The sequence below is a fragment of the Shewanella submarina genome (assembly GCF_042646185.1).
Classification (GTDB): Bacteria; Pseudomonadota; Gammaproteobacteria; order Enterobacterales; family Shewanellaceae; genus Shewanella; species Shewanella corallii.
Map to the genome: position 1 here is coordinate 418,396 of NZ_JBHRTD010000006.1, position 23,511 is coordinate 441,906.

A 23,511-nucleotide genomic window follows, 5' to 3' on the forward strand; every position below is an offset into this window, starting at 1 on the left:
AAAATCAGCCAAATGGATGAAACCAAAAAGCGGGCCAATTCAGTGGCACGTTAAGTTGACGTATGCAGGGAATTTGTTAAAAGCAGGGGGCCTGTATCGAACCAGCGCCACATACCGGCATAATTTTATTTGCGTATGCACCGACACATAGGGGAAAATATGGCCCCGTTCAGGACCGGGGAGCACCATATCATTTCGTTAACCTGATTCTCAGTTGTGCGAAATGAAATGGTGTTTCATTAAATCAGCAGGAGAGAGCATGTCTTCCCGTAAAGTACTCGCCAACGCAATCCGTGTGTTAAGTATGGATGCCGTTCAGAAAGCCAATTCCGGTCACCCGGGGGCGCCGATGGGAATGGCTGACATTGCCGAAGTTCTTTGGCGTGATCACTTAAAGCACAACCCATCCAACCCAACTTGGGCCGACCGCGACCGTTTCGTTCTTTCAAACGGCCATGGCTCAATGCTTATCTACTCTCTGCTGCACCTGTCAGGCTATGACCTGTCCATCGACGATCTGAAAAACTTCCGTCAACTGCACTCCAAAACTCCAGGTCACCCTGAGTATGGCTATGCGCCAGGCGTAGAGACTACTACAGGTCCTCTGGGTCAGGGCATCACCAATGGTGTAGGTATGGCGATTGCCGAGAAGGTGCTGGGCGCTCAGTTCAACCGCGAAGGTCACGATATCGTTGACCACAACACCTATGTATTTATGGGTGATGGCTGTCTGATGGAAGGGATCTCCCACGAAGCCTGTTCTCTGGCCGGTACTCTGGGGCTGGGCAAGCTGATAGCTTTCTGGGATGACAACGGTATCTCTATCGACGGTCACGTAGAAGGTTGGTTTACCGATGATACCCCAGCCCGCTTCGAATCCTACGGCTGGCATGTAATCCGTGCCGTTGACGGTCACGACGCAGATGCCATTAATGCCGCTATTGAAGCTGCCAAGGCTGAAACCTCCAAGCCAACGCTGATCTGTACCAAGACAGTGATTGGTTTCGGTTCACCAAACAAGTCCGGCAGCCACGACTGTCACGGCGCGCCACTGGGTGATGCCGAGATCGCTGCAGCCCGTGAATTCCTGGGTTGGGAACAGGGTCCTTTCGATATCCCTGCAGACATCTATGGTCAGTGGGATGCCAAAGAAGCCGGTAAGGCTCAGGAAGCCAGCTGGAACGAGAAGTTTGTTGCCTATGAAGCCGCTCACCCAGAACTGGCTGCTGAGCTCAAGCGTCGTCTGGCCGGTGAACTGCCAACAGACTTCGATGCTCAGGCAAAAGCTTACATCGAAGAGCTGCAGGCTAACCCAGCAGATATCGCTTCCCGTAAGGCGTCTCAAAACGCGCTGGAAGCTTTTGGTAAGATGCTGCCAGAATTCCTGGGCGGCAGTGCTGACCTGGCACCATCCAACCTGACCATGTACTCAGCGTCCAAGTCCATCACCCCGGAAGATGCTTCAGGTAACTACCTGCACTATGGTGTGCGTGAATTTGGTATGACTGCCATCATCAACGGTATTGCCCTGCACGGTGGTTTCGTACCATACGGCGCGACCTTCCTGATGTTTATGGAATATGCCCGTAACGCTATGCGCATGGCTGCCCTGATGAAGGTACAGAACATTCAGGTATACACCCACGACTCTATCGGTCTGGGTGAAGATGGTCCGACTCACCAGCCGGTTGAGCAGGTTGCCTCTTTGCGTATGACCCCTAACATGAGCACCTGGCGCCCATGTGACCAGGTTGAGTCTGCTATCGCCTGGAAACACGCCATTGAGCGTAAAGATGGTCCGACTTCTCTGATCTTCTCCCGTCAGAACCTGGCACAGATGCCACGCACTGCCGAGCAGCTGGCTGCCGTTGAGAAGGGTGGTTATGTACTGGTTGATTGTGAAGGCACTCCGGAAGCCATCATTATCGCTACCGGTTCTGAAGTTGAACTGGCGGTGAAGGCTCAGGCCCAGCTGGCTGCCCAGGGCCATCAGGTTCGCGTGGTGTCTATCCCATGTACCGACCTGTTCGATGCTCAGGACGCTGCATACAAAGAAGCAGTTCTGCCTGCGGCTGTTACTGCCCGCGTGGCGGTTGAAGCAGGTATCGCCGACTACTGGTACAAGTATGTGGGTCTGAATGGTCGCATTATCGGCATGACCACCTTCGGTGAGTCTGCTCCTGCCGGTGAGCTGTTCAAGATGTTTGGTTTCACCGTTGAAAACGTAGTTGAAACCACCAACAGCCTGCTGGCCTGATTATTTCAGTTAAGTTCAGCTAAGTTGTTGATGAATAAGATACGCTGCTGTGTTCAAATAGAGCACTGAGCGGCACAGACGGCTTACCCGGACAGGGTAGGCCGTCTTTATATCTCTTTGGTTGCACTGCTTTTACAGTCAGCCACTGAGTCCTATCAAGTATGCAGGTGATGCCGGGCATACTTGATATGACTTAACCAGAGTTCACGGAAAGGAGCATCACTGCCCCATGATTCGGATTGCCATTAATGGATATGGCCGTATAGGCCGCTCGGTCCTGCGGGCTCTTTATGAGTCGGGTAAGCGGCAGCAGATCCAGTTGGTTGCCATTAACGAGCTGGCGACACCCGAAGCTATGGTGCACCTGACCCGCTACGACACTACTCACGGACGCTTTGCTCAGGAAGTTGAGCACGAAGATGGCGTGATGGTGATCGGTGACGACAGAATTCAGCTGCTGCACCAGGCGGATGCCACCCAATTGCCCTGGCGTGATCTCGGGGTGGATATTGTACTTGAGTGTACCGGCGCCCTGGCTGACAGAAGCGCCTGTGAAGCCCATATTCAAGCCGGTGCCGGCAAGGTGCTGATCAGCCACCCATCCTCTCCTGATGTCGACGCCACTATTGTGTATGGCGTCAATCAATCCAGTTTGCAATCGGACCACCATATTGTTTCCAACGCCTCCTGCACCACCAACTGCCTGGTGCCAGTTATTGATGTGTTGGATAAAGCCTTTGGTGTGAAAAGTGGCGCCATTACCACCATTCATTCCGCAATGAATGATCAGCAGGTGATTGATGCCTATCATGACGATTTACGCCGCACCCGGGCTGCCGGACAGTCCATTATTCCTGTCGACACCAAACTTGCCCGTGGTATTGAGCGTATTCTGCCGCAGATGAAGGATAAGTTTGAGGCGATTTCGGTGCGGGTACCGACAGTGAACGTCACCGCCATCGACCTGTCTGTGACGCTGAATACCCGAGTGGATATTGATAAGGTGAATCGCGAGTTGGAAGCCCAGACCAAGGGCAGGTTCAAGGGCATAGTAGGCTTTACCAATGAGCCACTGGTCTCCTGCGACTTTAACCACGACCCGAGATCCAGCGTGGTGGATGGCACCCAGACCCGTGTCAGTGATGGACATCTGGTGAAGATGCTCTTGTGGTGCGACAACGAGTGGGGCTTTGCCAACCGTATGTTGGACACCAGTTTGGCGATGATGAACGCCGACAGGTCAGGCAGTTAACAGCATTCCGGCTGTCGCTCAGGCGGCAGTCTTTTTTTGTTTTTTAACAGTGTTTGAGGAAATCCCAAATGGCGATTATCAAGATGTCAGATCTGGATCTTGCCGGTAAGCGCGTGCTTATCCGCGAAGATCTGAACGTACCTGTAAAAGATGGTGTGGTGACCAGTGATGCCCGTCTGCGCGCGTCGCTGCCAACCATTAAACTGGCGCTGGAAAAGGGCGCAGCAGTGATGGTGATGTCTCACCTGGGGCGTCCTACCGAAGGCGAATATGATGCAGCCTTCTCCATGCAGCCGGTAGTTGACTATCTGACCAAAGCGCTTGACTGTCCGGTACGTCTGGAAACTGACTATCTGGACGGAGTCCAGGCCAATATTGGCGAAGTTGTGGTGTTCGAAAACGTACGCTTCAACAAGGGCGAGAAAAAGAATGACGAAGCCCTGTCCAGAAAGATGGCGGCCCTGTGTGACGTGTACGTGATGGATGCCTTTGGTACGGCTCACCGCGCCCAGGCATCAACCCATGGTGTTGGTATGTACGCATCTGTGGCCTGCGCAGGTCCTTTGCTGGCGGCTGAACTGGATGCTCTGGGTAAGGCACTGGATAACCCTGCCCGTCCTATGGTGGCCATTGTTGGCGGCTCTAAAGTATCGACCAAGCTGACTGTGCTGGAAAGTTTATCTGGCATTGTTGACCAGCTGGTTGTGGGTGGTGGTATTGCCAACACCTTTATCGCGGCCGATGGTCATGGCGTGGGTAAATCTCTGTTTGAAGCTGATCTGGTAGATGAAGCCAAGCGCCTGGTGGCTAACGCCCAGAGTCGCGGCGGCAGCATTCCTGTGCCAACTGATGTCGTTGTAGGCAAAGAGTTCAGTCCTGCGGCTGAAGCTGTGCTTAAGCCGGTTACTCAGGTGGACAGCGATGATATGATCTTCGATATCGGTCCTGACAGTGCGCAGGTACTGGCTGACATCATCGCCAAAGCGGGCACCATTGTATGGAATGGCCCTGTAGGTGTGTTCGAATTTGACCAGTTCGGTGAAGGTACCAAGCGTATCGCCCAGGCGATTGCAGATTCCAGCGCCTTCTCTATCGCCGGTGGTGGTGACACTCTGGCGGCAGTAGATAAGTATGGCATTGCCGATAAGGTGTCTTACATCTCTACCGGTGGTGGTGCTTTCCTGGAATTCCTGGAAGGTAAAGAGCTGCCTGCCGTTGCCATGCTGGAAGCCCGCGGCGCCTGATAATTAAGTGGAACACCCGACTATTTCGACAAGCATTGAAATAGATTCCACAATAATAAATACAAGCATCCTCCTGTCAGGCTTCGGCCTGACAGAATAAAAATAGAACCAAGATAGAGACCTCGGTGAGTGACTTCACCCTATATATTGGAGCAAAAAAGTTATGGCTTTAATTTCACTGCGTCAGCTGCTTGACCATGCTGCAGAGCACGGTTACGGAGTACCTGCGTTCAACGTTAACAATCTGGAGCAGATGCGCGCTATTATGCAGGCTGCAGAAGCAACAGACAGCCCGGTTATCGTGCAGGCGTCTGCCGGTGCCCGTAAGTATGCCCGTCCTCAGTTCCTTAAGTACCTGATGAATGCGGCGCTGGAGCAGTATCCGGATATCCCTGTGTGTATTCACCAGGATCACGGTACTCACCCTGATGTATGTCAGCGCTCTATCCAGCTGGGCATGAGCTCAGTGATGATGGACGGCTCTTTGATGGATGACGGCAAGACGCCAGCTTCTTACGACTACAACGTAGATGTTACCCGTAAGACAGTAGCATTTGCCCACGCCTGTGGTGTATCTGTTGAAGGTGAAATTGGCTGTCTGGGTAGCCTGGAAACCGGTATGGCCGGCGAAGAAGATGGTATCGGCGCTGAAGGTGTACTGAGCCATGACCAGATGCTGACCAGCCCGGAAGAAGCGGCACGCTTTGTTGCTGATACCCATGTTGATGCGCTGGCAATCGCAATCGGTACCAGCCATGGTGCTTATAAGTTCAGCCGCAAGCCTACCGGTGATGTACTGCGTATCGACCGCATTAAAGAGATCCACGCCCGTATTCCTAACACTCACCTGGTGATGCACGGTAGTTCTTCTGTACCTCAGGAGTGGCTGCAGATCATTAACGAGTACGGCGGCGCTATTCCTGAAACCTATGGTGTGCCACTGGAAGAGATCGTTGAAGGTATCAAGCACGGCGTGCGTAAGGTTAACATCGATACCGACCTGCGTCTGGCTTCTACCGGTGCGGTACGTAAGTTCCTGGCTGAAAACCCAAGTGAGTTTGATCCTCGTAAGTTCCTGCAGGCATCCATGGTTGCTATGGCTGACGTTTGTACCGAACGTTACGAAGCATTTGGCTGTGCCGGTATGGCGTCCAAGATCAAGCCTATGTCACTGCAAGCCATGTACAAGCGTTACCAGACTGGTGAACTGGATCCAAAAGTGAATTTCTAATATTCCAAAGGTTCCATACTAAAGAGCCCGCTTATGCGGGCTTTTCTACAACTAAATGCCAATAAACCTGACGGTTTTCCGATGCTAAGATGGCTAAATCGTTGCTTCAATGTTAATATTTTTCGGCACTTTTTTGGGAGAATTCCATACAGGAGTAGATGTCCGATGAATAAATTACTGAGTGTGCTGGCAATCACAGCAGTTTTGCCTTTTTCAGCCCTGGCGGGAGCGGACTTTGTTGAAGGTGACAAAACCTTCGCCGGTGAAGCTGAGCTGGGTGGCACTCTGACCACAGGTAACAGCGAAAGCTCCTCCATCAAGGCTCGTCTGAGCATGAAGCATGAGCTGGGCAACTGGGAAAACAACTATCTGTTGGAAGCTCTTTATAATGAGAACACCGACAGTGACGATGGCAGTACCACTGAAAACGAAAGTTATCAGGCGGGGTTCCAGGGCAATTACCGTTTTGATGCTCGCAATTATACTTTTGCCAACGCCAACTACTACCGTGACCCTTCGACTGGTTATGACTATACCCTGACCGCGTCCGCCGGTTATGGCTATCGTGCCTATGAGACCGAAGCGACCTTCCTGGATTTGGAAGTGGGTCCTGGTTACTTATACCAAAAGCTGACAAATGAAGAAGCTGCATTGCAGGGCGTTAGCTCAGAGGACAGCGTAGTGGCTCATGGTGTGGTTAACTTCGAGAGCAAGATCAGTGAAAACTCTACCTTCAAGCAAAGGTTTGTAGCCGACTATGGCGATAAACTGCTGGCTCGCTCTGAAACCTCGCTGACTGCCAATATTATCGGCGCGCTGGCGATGAAACTGTCATTCGTGGTTCGTTATGATGAAAAGCCGCTGGATGGGAAAAAGTCCACGGATACTGAAACCAATATGACCTTGTTGTACGCGTTTTAATCCAAATGCCCCGTCTGATAAGTCGGGGCATTTTTTTAGTCAGGCCAGTCATGTAGTCGGCCACCTGCTGTAGAAGTGAGTCGTTTATGTCCGTCGCCCTTGCCCAGGCTTCAACCCTGGCCACTATTGATTTAACCTCCTCCGTCGCTGGGATCTGTGCTCTTGTGGTGTTTGTGCTGGCCTATGTGCTGGTCATAGCCGAAGAGTCTCTGCACCTGCAAAAATCTAAACCTGTGCTGCTGGCTGCAGGCATTATCTGGGTGGTGGTGGCCTTGTCCTATTCATCCGCGGGTTTGTCTGCGACGGCAGAGGCTGCATTCAGGCACAGTTTGCTTGAATATACGGAACTGTTTTTGTTTCTGATGGTGGCCATGACTTATATCAGCGCCATGGAAGAGCGGGGACTGTTTGATGCGCTGAGGGTGTGGATAGTGAACAAAGGCTTGAGTCTTCGCCAGGTATTCTGGCTGACCGGGGTCATGTCCTTCTTTATTTCTCCTGTGGCGGATAACCTCACGACTGCCTTGTTGATGTGCGCTGTTGTAACCAAGCTGGGGCAGGGGCAGCCTAAATTTATCGCTATCGCCTGTACCAATATTGTGGTGGCCGCCAACGCTGGCGGTGCCTTTAGTCCCTTTGGCGATATCACCACTTTGATGGTGTGGCAAAAAGGGATGGTTGAGTTTACTCAGTTTTTTGCTCTGTTTGTGCCGTCAGCGGTTAACTATCTGGTACCCGCTGTGCTCATGAGCCTGTTTATTGGTAATGCCAAACCTGCAGTGGAAAAGGAGCAAGTGATCCTTAAACGTGGTGCTCTTCGCATTGTTGCCCTATTTCTGATCACCATTACCTGCGCTGTCAGTGCTCACTCAGTGCTGGGGATGCCACCTGTGTTGGGCATGATGATAGGTTTGGGGTTGTTGCAGTTTTTCGGTTATTTCCTGCGCCGCAGCTTCCCCCGTTCCATCGCTCTTAAGATGAAAGCCGCCAAAGCCAATAAAGATGATGCCCAGATTGCCTATCTGAGTGGTCGTCAGCCCTTCGATATCTTCAGTCGAATCTCTCAGGTGGAGTGGGACACCATGTTGTTCTTCTATGGTCTGATGCTTTGTATCGGTGGTCTGTCGATTATGGGCTATCTGGCGGTGGCCTCTGAGCTGATTTATCAGGTATGGGACACCACTCTGGCCAATATTGCCGTGGGTATCCTGTCAGCTGTGGTGGACAATATCCCCGTGATGTATGCGGTGCTGACCATGCAGCCGGAGATGGATTTGGGGCAGTGGTTGTTGGTGACTCTGACTGCGGGTGTTGGAGGCAGTTTGCTCTCTATTGGTAGTGCCGCCGGTGTGGCATTAATGGGACAGGCAAGGGGGATTTACACTTTCAGTGCTCACCTGAAATGGACACCGGCCATTATGCTGGGGTACTTCGCCAGTATCGGCTTCCATATTTGGTTGAATATGTAGAAATGACCGGATTTTAGTGATTTTGGTGTTTAATTATTCTGAGTTTTTGTTTGTTATTTAACTTATTGATTATTAAAGGGTTGATGAATAGGGGGCTACATATTAAATCGGCTTAATATGTAGGTTGTTGAATCGCAAATAAGAAATTTTGTCGGCTTGTTCACGGTTCCGCCACTGACTGTACCAGACTCTTTGTTTTGCTCGCTATACTATGCTCCTGAATGTTATCTGGAGCTAGTATTTCAATGCAGATTGGCGGCTGTTGGTTCGACACAGCAAAACGACAGTTGGTCGGCCGGACCGATGGGCAAGTGCTGTCTTTAACAGACGACGAGTTCAATGTGCTTGATTTGCTGGTGACCTGCCAGAACAAGGTGGTATCCAGGCAGGCACTCTTGTCTGTGCTGGAACAGCATGAAAACCCTGAGCTGGAATTGATCGATATCATCCATAAGCTGAAAAGTTTTTTGGGGGATAAGTATGCGCCTTTGCTGGAGACGGTTGCCGATCAGGGCTATATGTTGCACAGCAAACTTAAGCATAACAGCTCAAGCCTGACAGACTCTCCCAACCAGGCTATGTCAATTTTGCTCTACAGTTTACTGACTGCAGTCATTCTGGTGATGGTATTCTGGCTCTACTCCGAGGTGGATACACCGAAGAATATAGAAGGCTATTACACCCATCAGGTGAACTTGCAAAGTGGTGAACTGATACCGGTTCATGTCTATCCGGTTCCCCGTATTGCAGGCAGGAAAGACAGGGAAGGGCAGGTGTCTTTCTTTATCGATCAGCTTAAGCAGTGCAACAGAGTGTCCTGGGATGAGGTCTCTGTATCATTTTCCGGCGACGACAGCATGTTCAACATACTGCTGTTGAAACGTGTCGCCGGTGTTCCCCAGTATGAAAATATCAAAGTGTTTGCTACAGACGTGAATATCAGTTTTATCAATCCAGCCTGGCTGGAAAAGGCAGGGGTATGTGAACGTTAGTCCCCTGCTTGATCGCAAGGGCGTTAAAATCTGGCCGCTTGCTGTAATGATGTTAACCATATTGTTGGTGGTATTTGGATTACATGGTATCGCTGATAAGAAAGAAGATTGGAACCTTACCTGCCGTGCTGCCCTGTATAAGCAGGGGAAGGGGGATGATACCGAACGCTCAGTTAGACTGTATGTGCGCAGTAAAGATGGCGAAGCAGTTGTCAGCTATGACTATTTCCAGGATAAACAGTATCAGGGCAGTATTCGCATGTATGGTGAGATTACTGACTTTGAAGTTTCCTCGCTAACCCTGCATATCAGAGTGACCAGAGGTGAGGTGGTGAGCGACGATTCAGTCGATGAGCGGCCTTACTATTTGCAAAAAATTCTCGAGCACAATCTGGATTTTCTTGAGCGGGTTAATCAGGGAATGACCTTCTCTTTAAGTATGTCGGAAATGGACCTTAAGCAGGGGTTTGCAATCCTGAACTTTAATCCTGGAAACAATATCTGGGCCTGCGATATCCAGGCTGATTAATTTCCAAAACAACAAAGGCGCCAGTGGCGCCTTTGTTGTTTTGCTGCAAAGCAGCTTTCCCTGCAAGGTTATTCCGCTGTGTAAAACTCAACTGGATTGCTTGCCAATGCGCCGTGAATTTCCACCGCGACTTTATACACACCTACAGCACCATTTGCCGCAGACTTATCCCAGTTCAGTCCGTCTGCAATAAATCTGTAGTTGCCTTCATCATCGAGAGCATCCAGTACTCCCTGACACTGGTCTGTCTGGCCAGCCTGGCAGCTGAAGGTACTGATGGTGTGCCACTTCTTCCACGATTTGGGTTTTACCGAGGGCTCTGCTGGCATTCCCAGGTAGTGGATAGTGTATGACGCTGCGCCATTGAGGCGTACACCTTCATCGTTGACCAGAGTGAATCCCAGTTCACCGCTGGGGCCATCAAAGTTCTTCATCACCAACTCGAAGCTGGCAGCAGTATCTATATTGGCAACCTTTAGCGGTGGTTCAACTGGCTCGTCATCATCGTCATCGCAGCCAGCGACCAGGGTCAGTGATGCCAGAATGGCTGCAGTACAAAGATATTTCATGCTGCCCCCTTAGAAGAAATGGCCTGTATGACAGGTTTTACATTCCATATTGGTTTTAACACTGGCTGCTGGTGTCATTGGCTCACTCGCGTTATGACACATCTGGCACTGCTTGGTGAGTTCAGACACGGTGGTGCCATCCAACTCAGTGATTTTTTGTCCCTCGTAGGCCTTATTGAGTAGTTCTACCAGCACGTAGGCCATAGTGGCGGACAGTCGGTAACAACGCTCCCCTTTTTTCACGAAGGGTAAGCCGGACTCTCTGGACCAGTTACTGATGGAGGAGTGACACAGTATGCTGTTGGCCACGGATGATGAACCCACCAAAGCGGTTTTCTCCTCGGTTGAGCCAATACCATCAACAAATTCTTTGTTGGACCAGGGCAGGTTTTCATGTTCATAGTAGCGGAATGTTGCATCAACGACGGCACTGTTCTGGCCATTGATATCATCAAGGATGTTAACCAGCATACCTATGGCATTGAGGTTACCGCAGATAGTGCCCTGACCGACAACACCGGCAAAGCCGTAAGCGGCCAATGCGGTAGGAATGGACGCAAATTTTTCGGCATCGACACTTTCCGAGCGGGCCAGCATGGTAACGACAGAGTGGAACACCTGGAACATGCAACCATTACCGCTTTCATAGGCAAGCTTGGCGGTCGCCATAGGGTCCAGAGGAACATACTTAAGCTTCTCTTTGGGCTGTAACTTATACCCAGTATCCATACCAGCGGCCATAGCAGTGCCTCCCATCAAGGTTGCACCGGCTGCTACTGAGCTTATTCCTACTATGCGGTGAAGTGCGTCGCGTCTGTTCATTTTCATTGTATCCATCCTTTTTCTTCCCGGCCTTGAATAAGAGAAGCGGCCGTTCTTGGTTTCAGTGTATGGCGGTGAACCGGGAAGAATGTGATCTATGTGGCTTGAAAATCATCTGCCGGGACGGATGAATTTTGCCCTGCAGTTAACCTGCTTTGTAGGTTGTGTGTTGGTGTTCTAATCGTTGTTGACGGTAACGGAGTGGTGGGGATCACTCTATTTGTTTTATTTATGTAAATTCATATCTATTTGTGGGGGCTTTGAGTTTGGTTAAAGAAAGTGATCAAATTCTCAACTTAATAAAAGGTGGCGGTTTTTTTATCTGGTCATCGCACAGTATCTCAACCCGGATCACAGTCCTTTTATCAATGCCTGCCTACACTGATGATGAGGTCTTTCATTAGATTTTTTGAAGCTATCTTTATGAAAATAAGGTAAAAATGGATGTTTGTAGGCGGCTGCCGATTTAGAGATAGTGAAGGCACTCTGGTTAACACGGATACCGGAGAAGAGTGGCATCTTCCCCGGGCCGAACTGCAGGTGCTGAGACTGCTCGTGACTAACAGAGGGCAGTTGGTTGCCAAGCAGGCGTTAAGAGAAGGCCAGGGTGAAGGTCCTGTGCTGAGTGAACCTTCGGTGGCCAGAGCAGTGTTTATGCTGCGCAGTTTTCTGGGACCACAACATGAGTATCTTATTGAAACGGTAAAAGGACAGGGGTACCTGTTGCTGCCTCAACCCAAAAGCAGCCCTCAGGTTTCGACAGAGCATAGCAAGCGTCTCTATACTATTGCCGGTTCCCTTGTTGGCTTAGCTTTCTTATTACTGTCGCTGTGGGCATTACACAGATTTTTATTTGCGCCGCCACCCCATACTCCCTCCGCCTCGACTTTGCTACAAAGCTATCAGGTACAGCCGCAATTTGGTCAGATGGTTCACCTGTCACTGTACGCCAAGTCCAAAACCAACAATAAGTTGCTACAGCAACAGGCTCAGGTTCTGGCTGAGGCTCTGAGACAATGCCGAAGCAGCCGTTGGCAACATGTTTATGTCTCTCTCTCCCATGATGGTCAGGTACTCAATATCACTATGAGAGGGATGAAACTGGGGTTGTCAGAGGTTAGAAACCTGAAAATATCTGACCCCAGAAACCCTAAAGAATTTGTCAGTCTGTCCTGGTTGGATCGGGTAGGTATTTGTGACTAAAAAGCGTTTGTGGTTAGTAAATATGTCGATTCTGACTTGTTTGTTGGTCTGTCTTGGTGTGATTTGGCATTTGACTCAGAACAAGAGCAATCCGGTTATGATGAGTTGCTCGTCTGAGTTATTTGATCGCAGTGATGACTCAGGGTATGAGACTTATTTACTGGTTGACCTGATTATGCAGGGCAGGGGCGTTCAGCTTAATTATCGCTACTTTGATACTCAAGGAGCCAATCTGGGCAGTATCGCCATGACAGGAGAATTAAAATCTGTGTCCTCCGATAATCGCCTCTATACTTTAAATATGCATAAAAAACAGGAGTCTGCTTCAGTGATGGAAACGCTTCAGCCATCGCATATGAAATATATCTCCTACATCAGCAGCCTGAATCTTAATGCCTATGGCAATCACAATCTGAGCATTGAAGTACTCGAGCAAGACGATACCAATGACTATGCCATTGTGCTGTTCCAGCCCAGCAATACCGTGTGTGGATGTCGATTGATGCAATAAGCATCGCTGGCCCCATTTAACCGGGTGATGATTCAGAGTAAGCTTATGCAGCGCTGAAACTTGCAGTATTTGGGGGTGTGGAAACGTGTCGAGTATTGAAATAAAACAGGAAGAAGCGCTTTCCATTAAGTTTACTCACCTGCTTGAAGTCAACGCCAATTGTCGCGTCGACCTCTACTTCTCCCTGCCTAACGAGATGGGGATTAACCCTAAAAGTTTCGATGAGCAGGAGTACTTTCACAGTGGTATTCTGGGCCGTCGTTCCTATTATTCTGAAGGCTTGCATATCCCCTTGGTGCAAAGTCGTTTTGTCAGCCTCAGCAAGCGGACCATTGAAGAGTTTCGTCTTTACCTGAACCTGTTTGCCTACCAGTTTGCGATTGCAGTTGAGAATGATGCCAAACAGCTGAAACATCTGAATGAAGCAGAGCTTTTTTATCCTTCGGTGGTGGAGCTTGCCAGACAGGTTGAGTCGACGTTGAAGAAGTTTCGCCGCAGTGAACCTTCGGAAGAGAAGCGTAAATCCTATTTCGAGAATGCCGACAACTACCTCTCCTGGTTTTGTGAACAACAACTGCTGAAGCTGATGTCTGAGCGTCCGAGATCAAGTGGTTACACAGAACTGAGAGACGAGATTTTCGTTGTTTGTCGCAATGAGTCTGCTTATCGTCTTGAGCGCAACTACAACTCTTCCGGCACAGTGCAGGACGCCAACCGTATATCCAATAAGATGCTGCTGCTCAGGCGTCTTATCCAGCGTGGTGTAGTGCTTAAAGAGGAAAGTAAAACCCTGGGAACCTGGTTGAAGAAAGCGACCACAGGGTTTGCCACCGGCCTTATCATGTTGGTGGTATCTGCATTGATCCTGAAGGCCCAGGGCGTACTCAGTGGCTTGACCATTGCCATGCTGTTTACCCTGGCGGTTATTTATGCCTTTCGCGAAGTCTTCAAGGATGATATCCGTAACGCCATGTGGCGTCGTATTCAGCGGGGAAGGCCGAGATGGAGCCGTATTCTGCGGGATACCACCAGTGGTATGGCTGTTGCCAGACAATTGGTTTGGCTTGATTTTATGACCCCGCAGGACCTGCCATCTGAGGTAGATGAGATCCTCAAGCGGCGTCACCGCCAGAACAAGGTGGATGCGGAAATATTGCACTATGGTGCCAGTACCAGGGTGCAGAAGGACTCCTTCCTGAGTGGCTATAACATGTTGCAGGAACAGGTGAGTTTCTCCTTGGTTCCCTTCGCCCGTTATCTGGAAAGGGGTAAGGCCAAGGTGTATCAGGAAAGGGACAGTAAAGTCAGTCACGAGTCAGCTGAGCGGCGTTATCAGGTTAACGTGGTCGTGTCCTTAAAAGAGGGCAAGTCAGCCCCCAGATTTGCCCGCTATAAAATCACCATGAATCGCTCCAATATTGTGGAGATCACCCAAAGCGAAGTCCCCGACGGCGTGGCGTCGATAGAGTCAAAACACACTGGCCGGGAGATGGAAAGCCGAATCTCTGGCGGTTCGGCTTCTTCTGTGCGTGAGACGATTAAAGAGAACGGGTGAAGGCCTGACAGATATTTTGTTCACCCGGCTGCTTAGCCCGGCGCAAGGCCACTTCAGCGTTGTCCAGCAGGTTTTGCAGACTCTGCTCTGGTTGGTTGGCGGCAATTCCGATACTCAAGCCTTCGGCCAGTCCCAGGTCCGCCAACTTGTGCAGAATATGCTCCGCAAACTCATGGGCTTTGTTGGGGTGTGTATTGGGCATTACCACAATCAATTTACCCAACTGCCAATGGGACATCTGATAGTTTCTTGGTAGCTCCCTCAACAACTGAATTTCTATCTGGTTGGCTCTTTGCTCAAGCTGACCGATATCACTCATATGGCTCAACATTCTCGATGGGGTCACATCCAACAACATAACACTGGCGCTGTCACGGGCTTCTACAGCGAGAGACTCGTAATAGCGCATCAGGTTGGAATGATTAACCAGCACGGTAGAGCGATGAGGCAGGGTACTGTCTGTGGCCAGACCCTTTTGTGAGCACTCATTGAAGCTGCAGGCCACATACTCCACCTCGCCTTCATGATTGACGATCGCTTTCAGGCTGGCTTGCAGCCCTGCGTCACCACTGCCTCTGTGGTTACATGAGATCTGTCCTCGCCAGAAACCCTGCGCATTGAGTTGTTCCGTGATACGTTGCCATTGTCCATGCCCTTCGTCATCCAGACAGTCGGCAAGGTTACACTGTTGACCGCTTTCCAATTGCAGCAGGCTGAGGCATTCAGGGGACATCTTGAGAATTTTACCCTGGGCATCGGTCAGTGCCAGCGCCGTATCTACCTCAGTCATCATGCGATACAGGAAGGCTTCGTGACGGGTTTGGGTCAACTCAGTGATGTTGTCGATATTGACCAGCAGGTACTCTTTTCTCTGATCCAGCAACATCAGCTTACGGATACGGGTACGGACGGTTGAGCCGCCGTGGCCACTGAGGTCTACCTCTCCCTGCCAGTAGGCGGTGGCATTCAGCAAAGCTGTGACTTCCCGGTAGGTAGCATCATCCAGTTGCAGTGCCCATTGCAGACTTCTGTCTTCCAGTGCGTCGGTTTCCTGCTTAAGGGCCTGAGCAGCTGCACGGTTGGCTTTGATAATGCGACCACTGTCGCCGACTATCATCCAGCCGGCATCCGTGTTGAACAGGCCCCGACTCAGTTCAATATTGAGCAGTCTTGATCTCTGTTCGAGCTTGTACAAATGGAACAGCACTATCACACCCGCTGAGACCAGGGTGATGGTGACTGCGAAGGTGAGCAGGATATGACGCCAATGTGTAAATTTGGCCGCTACCTCTCCATCTTTGATATAGCTAACCAGGTAGAGCTCTCGTTTGGTTTCATACTGGGTGGCCAATTCAACCTTGATGTAAACATAGGTGGTTTCTTGCTCATGCAGCTGACCATAGTATTTGCCACTCATCTGCTGCCAGAGTTCAGGATAGGTCTCAGCCAGAGATTCGCCCTGAATAGCCGGTAGCTTGTCATCATTATGAGTGCCAGGGCCTATATACATTAGCCCCTGGTTATCAAATAGCATCAAGGGAGAGTTCTTTCCGGCAAAAGCCGGTCTGACGCTGGTCAGAGTTCGGGACAGTGAGTTGTAGGTCACCAGATAGCCACGCACACTCTGGTCAGGGTTTTCCAGCCAGGCCAGCTGATACATAAATGGTTCGAGCTGCCCTTGATTGGCAACCAACTCCACCGGGGAGTTATAGATATCCTTGCCGCCCATGGTGCGGTTGCCACCGAGCAATGATGCTGGAAGCCTCGTATCGCCAAAAATATCTGAGCTGGCAAATTCCAGCCTTCCGGAAGGGTTATACAGCGCGACCCCGAGCAGATCCGGCATATTGTGGACCAATGTATGCCAGTGATCCAGGACCTGCGCTTTACGGGTGTTGCTGGGGGTTTCCAGGTACTGTCTCAGAAGTTCGCCACGGGCAAAAATACGGGTTCTGAATTGCTGAAAGTTAACCTTGTCGGCCAGCAGGGTGCCTACGGTCTGCAGTTCACTGTATCTCTGGGTTGCCCAGTCCTGACGCAGACGTTGCTCCCCGAGAGTGATCATCACATTGGTAAAAAGCACCGCCAGGAGCAGCAACATGGCAAGCTGGGCGCTGATCCCCAGCAGACGTTGTCTGGACCATCTCGGGCCCTGTGAGGGCAGCAGCATAGATTGATTGGATGCAGGCGCTAGGTTTCGTTTCAGCATGTTAGGCAGACTCACAAAATTCTGGCGACATGTTAACACGATTTCAGCGACTTGCGCTCTGCTGCTACAAAAGTCCAACCCGGGTCATTGGAGCCTGATTCAACCCACAATATCCAAAGTTCTGTGTTTGAATTCACAGCCCGCAGTTTCCACCAGTGCACGGCAGGCCTGAATATCCACTCCCTCCAAACCGTCGATGGCAGACACCTGAACTTTGTCTATAAATTGCGGCGCCAGCTGAATAAACTCATTTACCGCCTGCCAGGAGTGCTTCAACTTCGGCTGGCAGTGAGTCTGGTATACAGTTTCGTTCTGGGTATTCAGGGAGATAGACAAGCTATCAACGCAGTTTGCCAACTCCGGCAAAATATTGCGTCTATGGAACAGATTTCCCAGCCCATCTGTGTTGACCCTGACTCTGCCACCTCTGTTTTTTATCTCTTTGGCCACTACCAGCAAGGTCTCCAGATTCAGGGTAGGCTCGCCATAACCACAAAAAACATACTCATCAAATTGAGTAACGTCTCCAAGCAGGGGGATGATGTCGTCAGCCGAGGGCTGGGTATCCAGCTTGAGTTGGTATTCATGCACCTGAGTTGAGCCCTGTTGCTTTGGGCAAAAAACGCATCTCAGGGTGCAGCGGCCGGTGATATTCAGGTAACGGCTGTTGCGGATGTCATAAACCAGTGTCGAAGAATTCATGTCGTGCTGTTATTGAGATCTTTGGGCAAGTGTATCCGGAACATCTGTTTATCACTGCCGCAGAGCTCGCAAAATACAGAGATAAAAAAGGCCGCAAATGCGGCCTTTTCACTTTTACTGATCAAACGCTGGGTTCAACCTTGTCTGCAGTGGAGCCATGCCACCAGAGATTAAAGATCTTGCGGCCGGTTCTGCGGATATCATCCAGGATTAGGTACAGAGTAGGTACCAGAATCAAAGTCACCACAGTGGAGAACAGAATGCCGAAGGCCAGTGAGGTTGCCATGGGGATGACAATCTGTGCCTGCAGACTTTTCTCCAGAATGATCGGCACCAGGCCAGCAAAGGTGGTAAGTGAGGTCAGGATAATCGCTCTGAATCGCTGGCAACCGGCTTCTACAGCAGCATGGGCAATAGAATGTCCCTCTTTACGGGCGCGGTTAACAAAGTCCACCAGGATCAGGGAGTCATTAACCACTACACCTGCTAATGCGACGATACCGCAAAGGCTCAGAATATTCAGCGACAGTCCCAGAATAAAGTGGCCGAACAGCGCACCAATCATACCAAACGGAATCACCGACATAATAATCAGTGGCTGGCTGTAGGACTTGAGTGGTACCGCCATCAAGGCGTAGATGGCGAACAGGGTAAATATAAAGCCCTGCATCAGTGCGACCATGGCATCGGCTTCATCCTGACTGCTGCCATCCAGTTCGGTACTTATCTCTGGGTATTTAGCTGACAGTCGAGGCAGGAACTGCTCCTGAATCTCCTGAACTACCTTTGATGGTTCCACTTTGTCCTTGTTAACATTAGCTGTCACGGTAATGGCACGTCGACCGTCAACCCGGGTAATGGCAGAGAAGGACTCACCCAGCTCGATACGTGCAACAGACTGGAAGGGCACAGCCGTACCTGATGGGGTACGCACCATCATGTTTTCCAGGTGGCCTATGGTTCGCCGCTGTTCCAGCGGATAGCGCACCATCACTTTGATCTCTTCTTTGTTTCGAAGAATTCGTTGAGCCTCATAGCCATAGAAGCCATATCGTACCTGGCGTGCCAGATCTGACAGCGTCAGCCCCAACGCTTCCGCCTCAGGCAGGATCTCCAGGCGTATCTCCTGGGTGCCGGAAGAGAAGTTATCTGAAATATCAAATACACCCTCATAGTCGGCCAGTTTGGACTTCAGATCCCCGGCGGCTTGCTGGATCTGTTCAAGGTTATTGGACTCCAGGCGGAAGGATATATCACCACCGCCATCATTGGTGCTGGCGTTCATATCGAGTTTCTTGACTGACATAAGTTCCGGCAGTGCTTCGCGCCAGGCATCTGCAATGGCAAAACCATCGACTTCTCTGTCTTCTCCTTTGGTCAGTTCCGCCAGAACGAAGGCAGAGGTGCGTGAGCGCATATAGACAAAGCTGTGTTTAACTACTTCTTCGCCATACTCCTCCGCCATCTGCTCATTCATGACGAACAATGCATCTTCGAGCGCCATCAGCGCATTAAGAGTATTGTTCTCGGAGCTGCCATCCTCCATCTCAAGTTCAACCTGAATAAAGTCAGAAGGTAGGTCGGGAAAGAACACCCATCGTACTTTACCGCTGACAACCAGAGCGATAGACAGAATCAACACACCGATAAAGGTCGCCAATACGTTGTATCTTTGCTTAATCGCCTTCTCGAGGAAGTTACGGTAGCTGTGGTTGATAAAGTGCTGAATACGGGCATTGAAGGCATCTTTTTTCTGGCCAGGCCAACTGCGGCGACCTGTTTTTTTTCGCATCTTCATATGAGCCAGGTGGGCGGGCAAGATCAACTTGGATTCCACCAAGGAAAATGCCAGACACAGAACTACGACAGCACCAATGGATTGCCAGATAACTCCCTGAGGGCCTGATACCATCAGCATAGGAGTGAAGGCGGCGATAGTGGTCAATACGCCGAATGTGGCTGGCATGGCAACCCGTTTGGCGCCAAGGATCACATTGTCTATGGAGTGGCCTTCCCTTTCCACTTCACTGTACGCACTTTCACCTATCACAATGGCGTCGTCTACTACTATCCCCAACACAAGAATGAAGGCAAACAGCGTCAACAGGTTAATACTCAGGCTGAAAGGCTCCAGTGGCATCACTAATAGAGTGCCCAGGAAGCAGACCGGTAGCCCCATCATCACCCAGAACGCCAGTTTCAGATCAAGGAAGAGTGCCAGTATAAGGAATACTAACAGTGCCCCCGTGAGCATGTTGGACAGCATCATATTCAGGCGGCCTTCGAGGTAGTGAGTAGTATCTCCCCAGGTATCAAGCTCTACGCCAGCAGGCAGAGTTTCACGGCGTTGCTCTATATAGCTGTTCACCTGCTCTGAGATAGCAAGAGCATCCTGGTCGTCGACACTCTTAATTTCTACCAGTGCGGCAGGTTTGGAGTTGAAACGTGTATAGGCTAGACGTTCCTCAAAGCCATCGTTTATTTGTGCCACTTGCGGGAGCATAATTCGACTGCCATCGGGTCGGGTGCTAACGACAATATTGGCGAAATCTTCCCCCGTATAAGCTTGCCCCTTGGTACGCAGCAGAATGTCACCATCTTCAGCGCGGATGGAGCCGCCCGGCAGGTCAATCGATGAACTTTGTACCGCCTGAGCCACCTGAGAGAAGGTCAGGCCATACTCCCTCAATTTGTCTTCAGACAGTTCAATCCCGATTTCATAGTCTCGGGTTCCAGCTACATCGGCGCGGGTAACCGCCGGCAAAGAAGTCACCTCATCCCTGATGGTTTTGGCGAACTCTTTCATCTCGGCAAGTGTCATATCCCCATAAATAGATATCCAAAGTACGCTTTGCTCTGGGTTTATCTGGAAGATATCGGGTTTTTCGATATTGGCAGGGAAGGTAGCAATCGCATCAATGCGTAGTTTTACTTCATCAAGCACATCGAGCACTTCGTAATCTTCATCAACTTGAATTGTAACTCTGCCGAAACCATCTGAAGCGATTGAGGTGATCCTTTCAATACCAGAAATATCCTCGATAGCCTCTTCAATTTTGATATTGATGCCCTCCTCAATCTCCTGTGGAGCAGCTCCCGGATAGGCAACCGAAACCTGGAGGTAATTAAGGTCAAAACTGGGGAAGACTTTCTTGTTGATAGTAAATGCGCTGACCAGGCCACCCAACAGCAGGATAATCATCAACAGGTTAGCCGCAACGTTGTTGCGGGCGAACCAGGCGATGATCCCTTTGGAAGTATCAAACTGCATAATTACTCCTGTGCCTCAGCTGATGCCAGTCGTTCCTGAGTGTCTTTTTCCTGTTTGCCTGAGCTATCCTCCTGACCAAGCAGTTTGACTTCCTCTCCGGCCTCCAGGGTATTGATTGGGGTATAGGAAACCAGTTCACCATCTTTAATACTGTCTTTGATATAGACATGGTCGGTATCGGTTCGAACCACGTTGACGGTTCTCATCTCTATGGTGTTGTCACCTTTGACCATAGCGACTTCGCTGTTGCGCACCAGATGGCGCGGCAGCTTAACAATGCCTTCTACAGTTCGGCCACGGATAGTCGCGTTTACAAAGGTCCCGAATTTCAGCGGCAATTCGCCCAGGCTCTTATTGCTGTGCAGGTATGGGTCTTCTACTTCGGCGACCAGATAAACCATGCGGTTACCCGCGTCAATGACCCCTTCGCTGCGCACTATATTGCCCTGCCAGGTCACCTGACGACCGGCAAGATCGGCAGTAAGCACCACTTCTGTGTCCGGGTTATCCACTGACTCCAGGTAGGCCAAATCGGAATTGGCCAGTGGCAGTCTCACTTCAGCAATATCGGTATTGAAGAGTTCACCCAGGTTGGTGCCCAGAGTGACATACTGGCCAAGGTCTACGCCGCGGGCTTTCACTATGCCATCAAAAGGTGCACGGATGACCGTACGTTCCAGGTTGCGCCTGGCTCTGTCCAGCGCGGCCTGAGCAAACTTCACATTGGCCTGCTCTTTCTTAAGTTGAGGCTTACGCAGGCCCAGTTCAGGAGGTACACCATTATCGAAATCACGGAACTCGATTTTGGCTACTTCGCCACGGGCAATCTCCTCTTCCAGCGCGGCTTGCGCCTGAGCGAGAGAAGCCTGTGCCTGAGCAAGGTCTGCTTCATAGTCAGACTGCTCTATTACTGCCAGCTGTTGGCCTTTCTTGACTATGCCACCGGCGACAAATTCGGGCGCTATGGTCAGCACTCTGCCTTTTACTTCTGCAACCAATAGTGTCTTGTGCTTGGGCTCGACAACGCCGTAGGAGGGCAGGTTCAGTGACACCCTTTCCTGAGAGGCATTACGGGCATCAACGACCGTGAGTATGACCTCCTCCTCCCTCTTTTCAGGCTCTTCTTGAGTCATCATAAGTAACTTAGCAAGGCCGACAAAAACGGCGATGATTAACAGGGGAGGCAGTACACGCCGGAGAATTGTGATCAACATACTGGGGGGTGGCTCCATGCCTGAATATCGAATTGTTATCTAAATTATCAAACCAGCAGAGGGCTTTAAATCTCTTTTTGTAAATAAAATGTTTCCTTTGGTGTCGATTAATAGCGACAGCAGGACTCGCTGGATAAAGTGCGGCGAACAATATCTTTGCTGCTGTTAATTTTTGACATCATTTCATGGTATTAGCAGTTTCAGGGGGGATGGAGAGTTGGAGAGGGAGTTTTTTGCTGTGTAAATATTCGTTATGGCCTGACTGACCAATAAAAAAGGGCTGCATCCAGTGCAGCCCTTTCTTAACTATTTCTTTTTCGCTTTTTTGGCACGTTTGGCAGCGGCCTTCGCCTTCTCTTTAGGCTTTTTCTTGGTCGGCACCTTGGCTTCTTTGTGCTTGGGACGCAGGCCTTCAACAAAGCGGCGCTTCAGCGGTTGCTCAATGTAGCGCTCAACTTTGCCTAGAATACGCATATCGTGGGCTTCAACCAAAGAGATAGCCGTGCCCTTGTTACCAGCGCGTCCGGTACGGCCGATACGGTGAACATATACATCGGATGAGCGCGGCATGTCGAAGTTGATCACATGGCTGATATCGTCAATATCGATACCACGGGCGGCCACGTCGGTAGCCAGCAGCACATTCACTTCACCTTTGATAAAGCGTCCCAACGCCTGGAAACGACGTTTTTGGTCCATATCGCCACGCAGGAAAGATGCCTGAATGCCCGCTTGTTGCAGCAGGCCTTCCAGCGATGCCACTACCTCACGGGTTTTACAGAACACAATTGCCCGGGTGACCTCTTCTTTATTCAGCAAGGCACACAGCAGTGCAAATTTATGTTCGCGGCTGTCAGCCAGGTGCACCCATTGATGGATCTTGGCTTTTTCACTGCGAGGCAGGTCGTCGGCATCAATGCGTTCCGGATTGGTCAGCAGGTCAGCGGCAAATTTCTGCACGCCATAGCCTTCCAAAGTGGCAGAGAACAGCATGGTTTGCTTACGGCCCTGAGCTTCAATCGCCAGGGTCTGTACCACCTGATTGAAGCCCATGTCCAGCATACGGTCAGCTTCGTCGATGATCAGCAGCTCTACTGACTGAGCATCAAACTTCCGCTTGTCCAGATACTCCACCAGGCGGCCGGGAGTCGCGACCAGAATATCCACATTGCCCGCAAGAGCCTCTTCCTGTGGACCATAAGGAACACCACCTGTGACGATATTGATATCCAGGCCCATATCGGTTGCCAAATGACAGGCATAGCGATGGATCTGACTGGCCAGCTCACGGGTTGGGGTCAGGATCAATACCCGGGCAGGGCCAGGGAATCGGCGTGGAAAATCGATCAGATGCTGCAGAGCAGGAAGCAAGAAGCTGGCGGTTTTACCTGTGCCGGTCGGGGCACTGGCCATAATGTCGCGCTGCTCCAGCGCCAATGGCAGAGTTTTGCTCTGGATTGTGGTGGGGGTTTTATGCCCCATAGCTTTTAACGACTCAAGCAAGCTGTGGTCGAGATCAAAATCTTCAAATTGCATTGGCTGCATCTCTTAAATAATCGG

18 protein-coding genes are annotated in these 23,511 nt (G+C 50.6%); 11 read left to right on the top strand and 7 right to left on the bottom strand.

Features of this window, described 5'->3' with window-relative positions; translation table 11 throughout:
- Positions 1 to 259: 259 nt before the first annotated feature.
- The 8 genes from tkt to ACFOE0_RS04905 all read left to right on the top strand — a co-directional run bounded on the left by tkt (position 260) and on the right by ACFOE0_RS04905 (position 9,895).
- Entirely contained in the window at positions 260 to 2,257 is a 1,998-nt protein-coding gene (tkt, locus tag ACFOE0_RS04870) for a transketolase (protein ID WP_248935215.1), read from the top strand.
- Positions 2,258 to 2,486: 229 nt separating this feature from the next.
- Positions 2,487 to 3,509 carry an erythrose-4-phosphate dehydrogenase gene (epd, locus tag ACFOE0_RS04875; protein WP_248935214.1) on the top strand — a complete coding sequence of 341 codons (1,023 nt, stop codon included), beginning with the start codon at positions 2,487 to 2,489 and terminating at the stop codon, positions 3,507 to 3,509.
- Positions 3,510 to 3,577: 68 nt separating this feature from the next.
- Positions 3,578 to 4,753: a phosphoglycerate kinase gene (locus ACFOE0_RS04880; protein ID WP_248935213.1), complete on the top strand. Its 1,176-nt coding sequence runs from the start codon at positions 3,578 to 3,580 to the stop codon at positions 4,751 to 4,753.
- 163 nt (positions 4,754 to 4,916) lie between these two features.
- Entirely contained in the window at positions 4,917 to 5,984 is a 1,068-nt protein-coding gene (gene fba, locus ACFOE0_RS04885; RefSeq protein WP_115135932.1) for a class II fructose-bisphosphate aldolase, read from the top strand.
- 165 nt (positions 5,985 to 6,149) lie between these two features.
- Complete coding sequence (locus ACFOE0_RS04890; RefSeq protein ID WP_248935212.1) at positions 6,150 to 6,905, top strand: DUF481 domain-containing protein; 756 nt, start codon at positions 6,150 to 6,152, stop codon at positions 6,903 to 6,905.
- An 86-nt stretch (positions 6,906 to 6,991) separates the two neighbouring features.
- Positions 6,992 to 8,374 carry a sodium:proton antiporter NhaD gene (nhaD, locus tag ACFOE0_RS04895; RefSeq protein WP_248935211.1) on the top strand — a complete coding sequence of 461 codons (1,383 nt, stop codon included), beginning with the start codon at positions 6,992 to 6,994 and terminating at the stop codon, positions 8,372 to 8,374.
- 245 nt (positions 8,375 to 8,619) lie between these two features.
- Positions 8,620 to 9,366, top strand: coding sequence for a winged helix-turn-helix domain-containing protein (locus ACFOE0_RS04900; protein ID WP_248935210.1), 747 nt, complete (start codon positions 8,620 to 8,622; stop codon positions 9,364 to 9,366).
- Positions 9,356 to 9,895, top strand: a complete 540-nt coding sequence (locus tag ACFOE0_RS04905; protein WP_248935209.1) for a hypothetical protein — start codon at positions 9,356 to 9,358, stop codon at positions 9,893 to 9,895. The genes ACFOE0_RS04900 and ACFOE0_RS04905 overlap by 11 nt, the downstream gene beginning before the upstream one ends.
- A gap of 68 nt (positions 9,896 to 9,963) precedes the next feature.
- Here ACFOE0_RS04905 and ACFOE0_RS04910 read toward each other — a convergent pair whose 3' ends face one another.
- Both ACFOE0_RS04910 and ACFOE0_RS04915 read right to left on the bottom strand, forming a co-directional pair.
- Positions 9,964 to 10,464, bottom strand: a complete 501-nt coding sequence (locus ACFOE0_RS04910; protein WP_248935208.1) for a hypothetical protein — start codon at positions 10,462 to 10,464, stop codon at positions 9,964 to 9,966.
- Positions 10,465 to 10,473: 9 nt separating this feature from the next.
- Positions 10,474 to 11,292 (bottom strand): cytochrome C, encoded by an 819-nt coding sequence (locus ACFOE0_RS04915; RefSeq protein ID WP_248935207.1) that lies wholly within the window; start codon positions 11,290 to 11,292, stop codon positions 10,474 to 10,476.
- A 438-nt stretch (positions 11,293 to 11,730) separates the two neighbouring features.
- Here ACFOE0_RS04915 and ACFOE0_RS04920 point away from each other — a divergent pair, with 438 nt between their 5' ends.
- The 3 genes from ACFOE0_RS04920 to ACFOE0_RS04930 all read left to right on the top strand — a co-directional run bounded on the left by ACFOE0_RS04920 (position 11,731) and on the right by ACFOE0_RS04930 (position 14,555).
- On the top strand, positions 11,731 to 12,489 hold the full coding sequence (locus ACFOE0_RS04920) for a winged helix-turn-helix domain-containing protein (protein ID WP_248935206.1): 759 nt from the start codon (positions 11,731 to 11,733) through the stop codon (positions 12,487 to 12,489).
- Between the two features lie 22 nt (positions 12,490 to 12,511).
- A complete protein-coding gene (locus ACFOE0_RS04925; RefSeq protein WP_248935205.1) occupies positions 12,512 to 13,000 on the top strand; it encodes a hypothetical protein in 489 nt (162 codons plus the stop codon).
- A gap of 85 nt (positions 13,001 to 13,085) precedes the next feature.
- Entirely contained in the window at positions 13,086 to 14,555 is a 1,470-nt protein-coding gene (locus ACFOE0_RS04930) for a hypothetical protein (RefSeq protein ID WP_248935204.1), read from the top strand.
- Here ACFOE0_RS04930 and ACFOE0_RS04935 read toward each other — a convergent pair.
- From ACFOE0_RS04935 to srmB, 5 genes are all read right to left on the bottom strand, one after another.
- Complete coding sequence (locus tag ACFOE0_RS04935) at positions 14,539 to 16,764, bottom strand: PAS domain-containing protein (protein ID WP_248935203.1); 2,226 nt, start codon at positions 16,762 to 16,764, stop codon at positions 14,539 to 14,541. The genes ACFOE0_RS04930 and ACFOE0_RS04935 overlap by 17 nt on opposite strands.
- A gap of 99 nt (positions 16,765 to 16,863) precedes the next feature.
- Complete coding sequence (locus ACFOE0_RS04940; RefSeq protein WP_248935202.1) at positions 16,864 to 17,466, bottom strand: TatD family nuclease-associated radical SAM protein; 603 nt, start codon at positions 17,464 to 17,466, stop codon at positions 16,864 to 16,866.
- A 121-nt stretch (positions 17,467 to 17,587) separates the two neighbouring features.
- Complete coding sequence (locus tag ACFOE0_RS04945) at positions 17,588 to 20,737, bottom strand: efflux RND transporter permease subunit (protein WP_248935201.1); 3,150 nt, start codon at positions 20,735 to 20,737, stop codon at positions 17,588 to 17,590.
- A gap of 2 nt (positions 20,738 to 20,739) precedes the next feature.
- Positions 20,740 to 21,951 carry an efflux RND transporter periplasmic adaptor subunit gene (locus ACFOE0_RS04950; protein ID WP_248935200.1) on the bottom strand — a complete coding sequence of 404 codons (1,212 nt, stop codon included), beginning with the start codon at positions 21,949 to 21,951 and terminating at the stop codon, positions 20,740 to 20,742.
- A 306-nt stretch (positions 21,952 to 22,257) separates the two neighbouring features.
- Positions 22,258 to 23,487: an ATP-dependent RNA helicase SrmB gene (srmB, locus tag ACFOE0_RS04955; protein WP_248935199.1), complete on the bottom strand. Its 1,230-nt coding sequence runs from the start codon at positions 23,485 to 23,487 to the stop codon at positions 22,258 to 22,260.
- Positions 23,488 to 23,511: the final 24 nt, after the last annotated feature.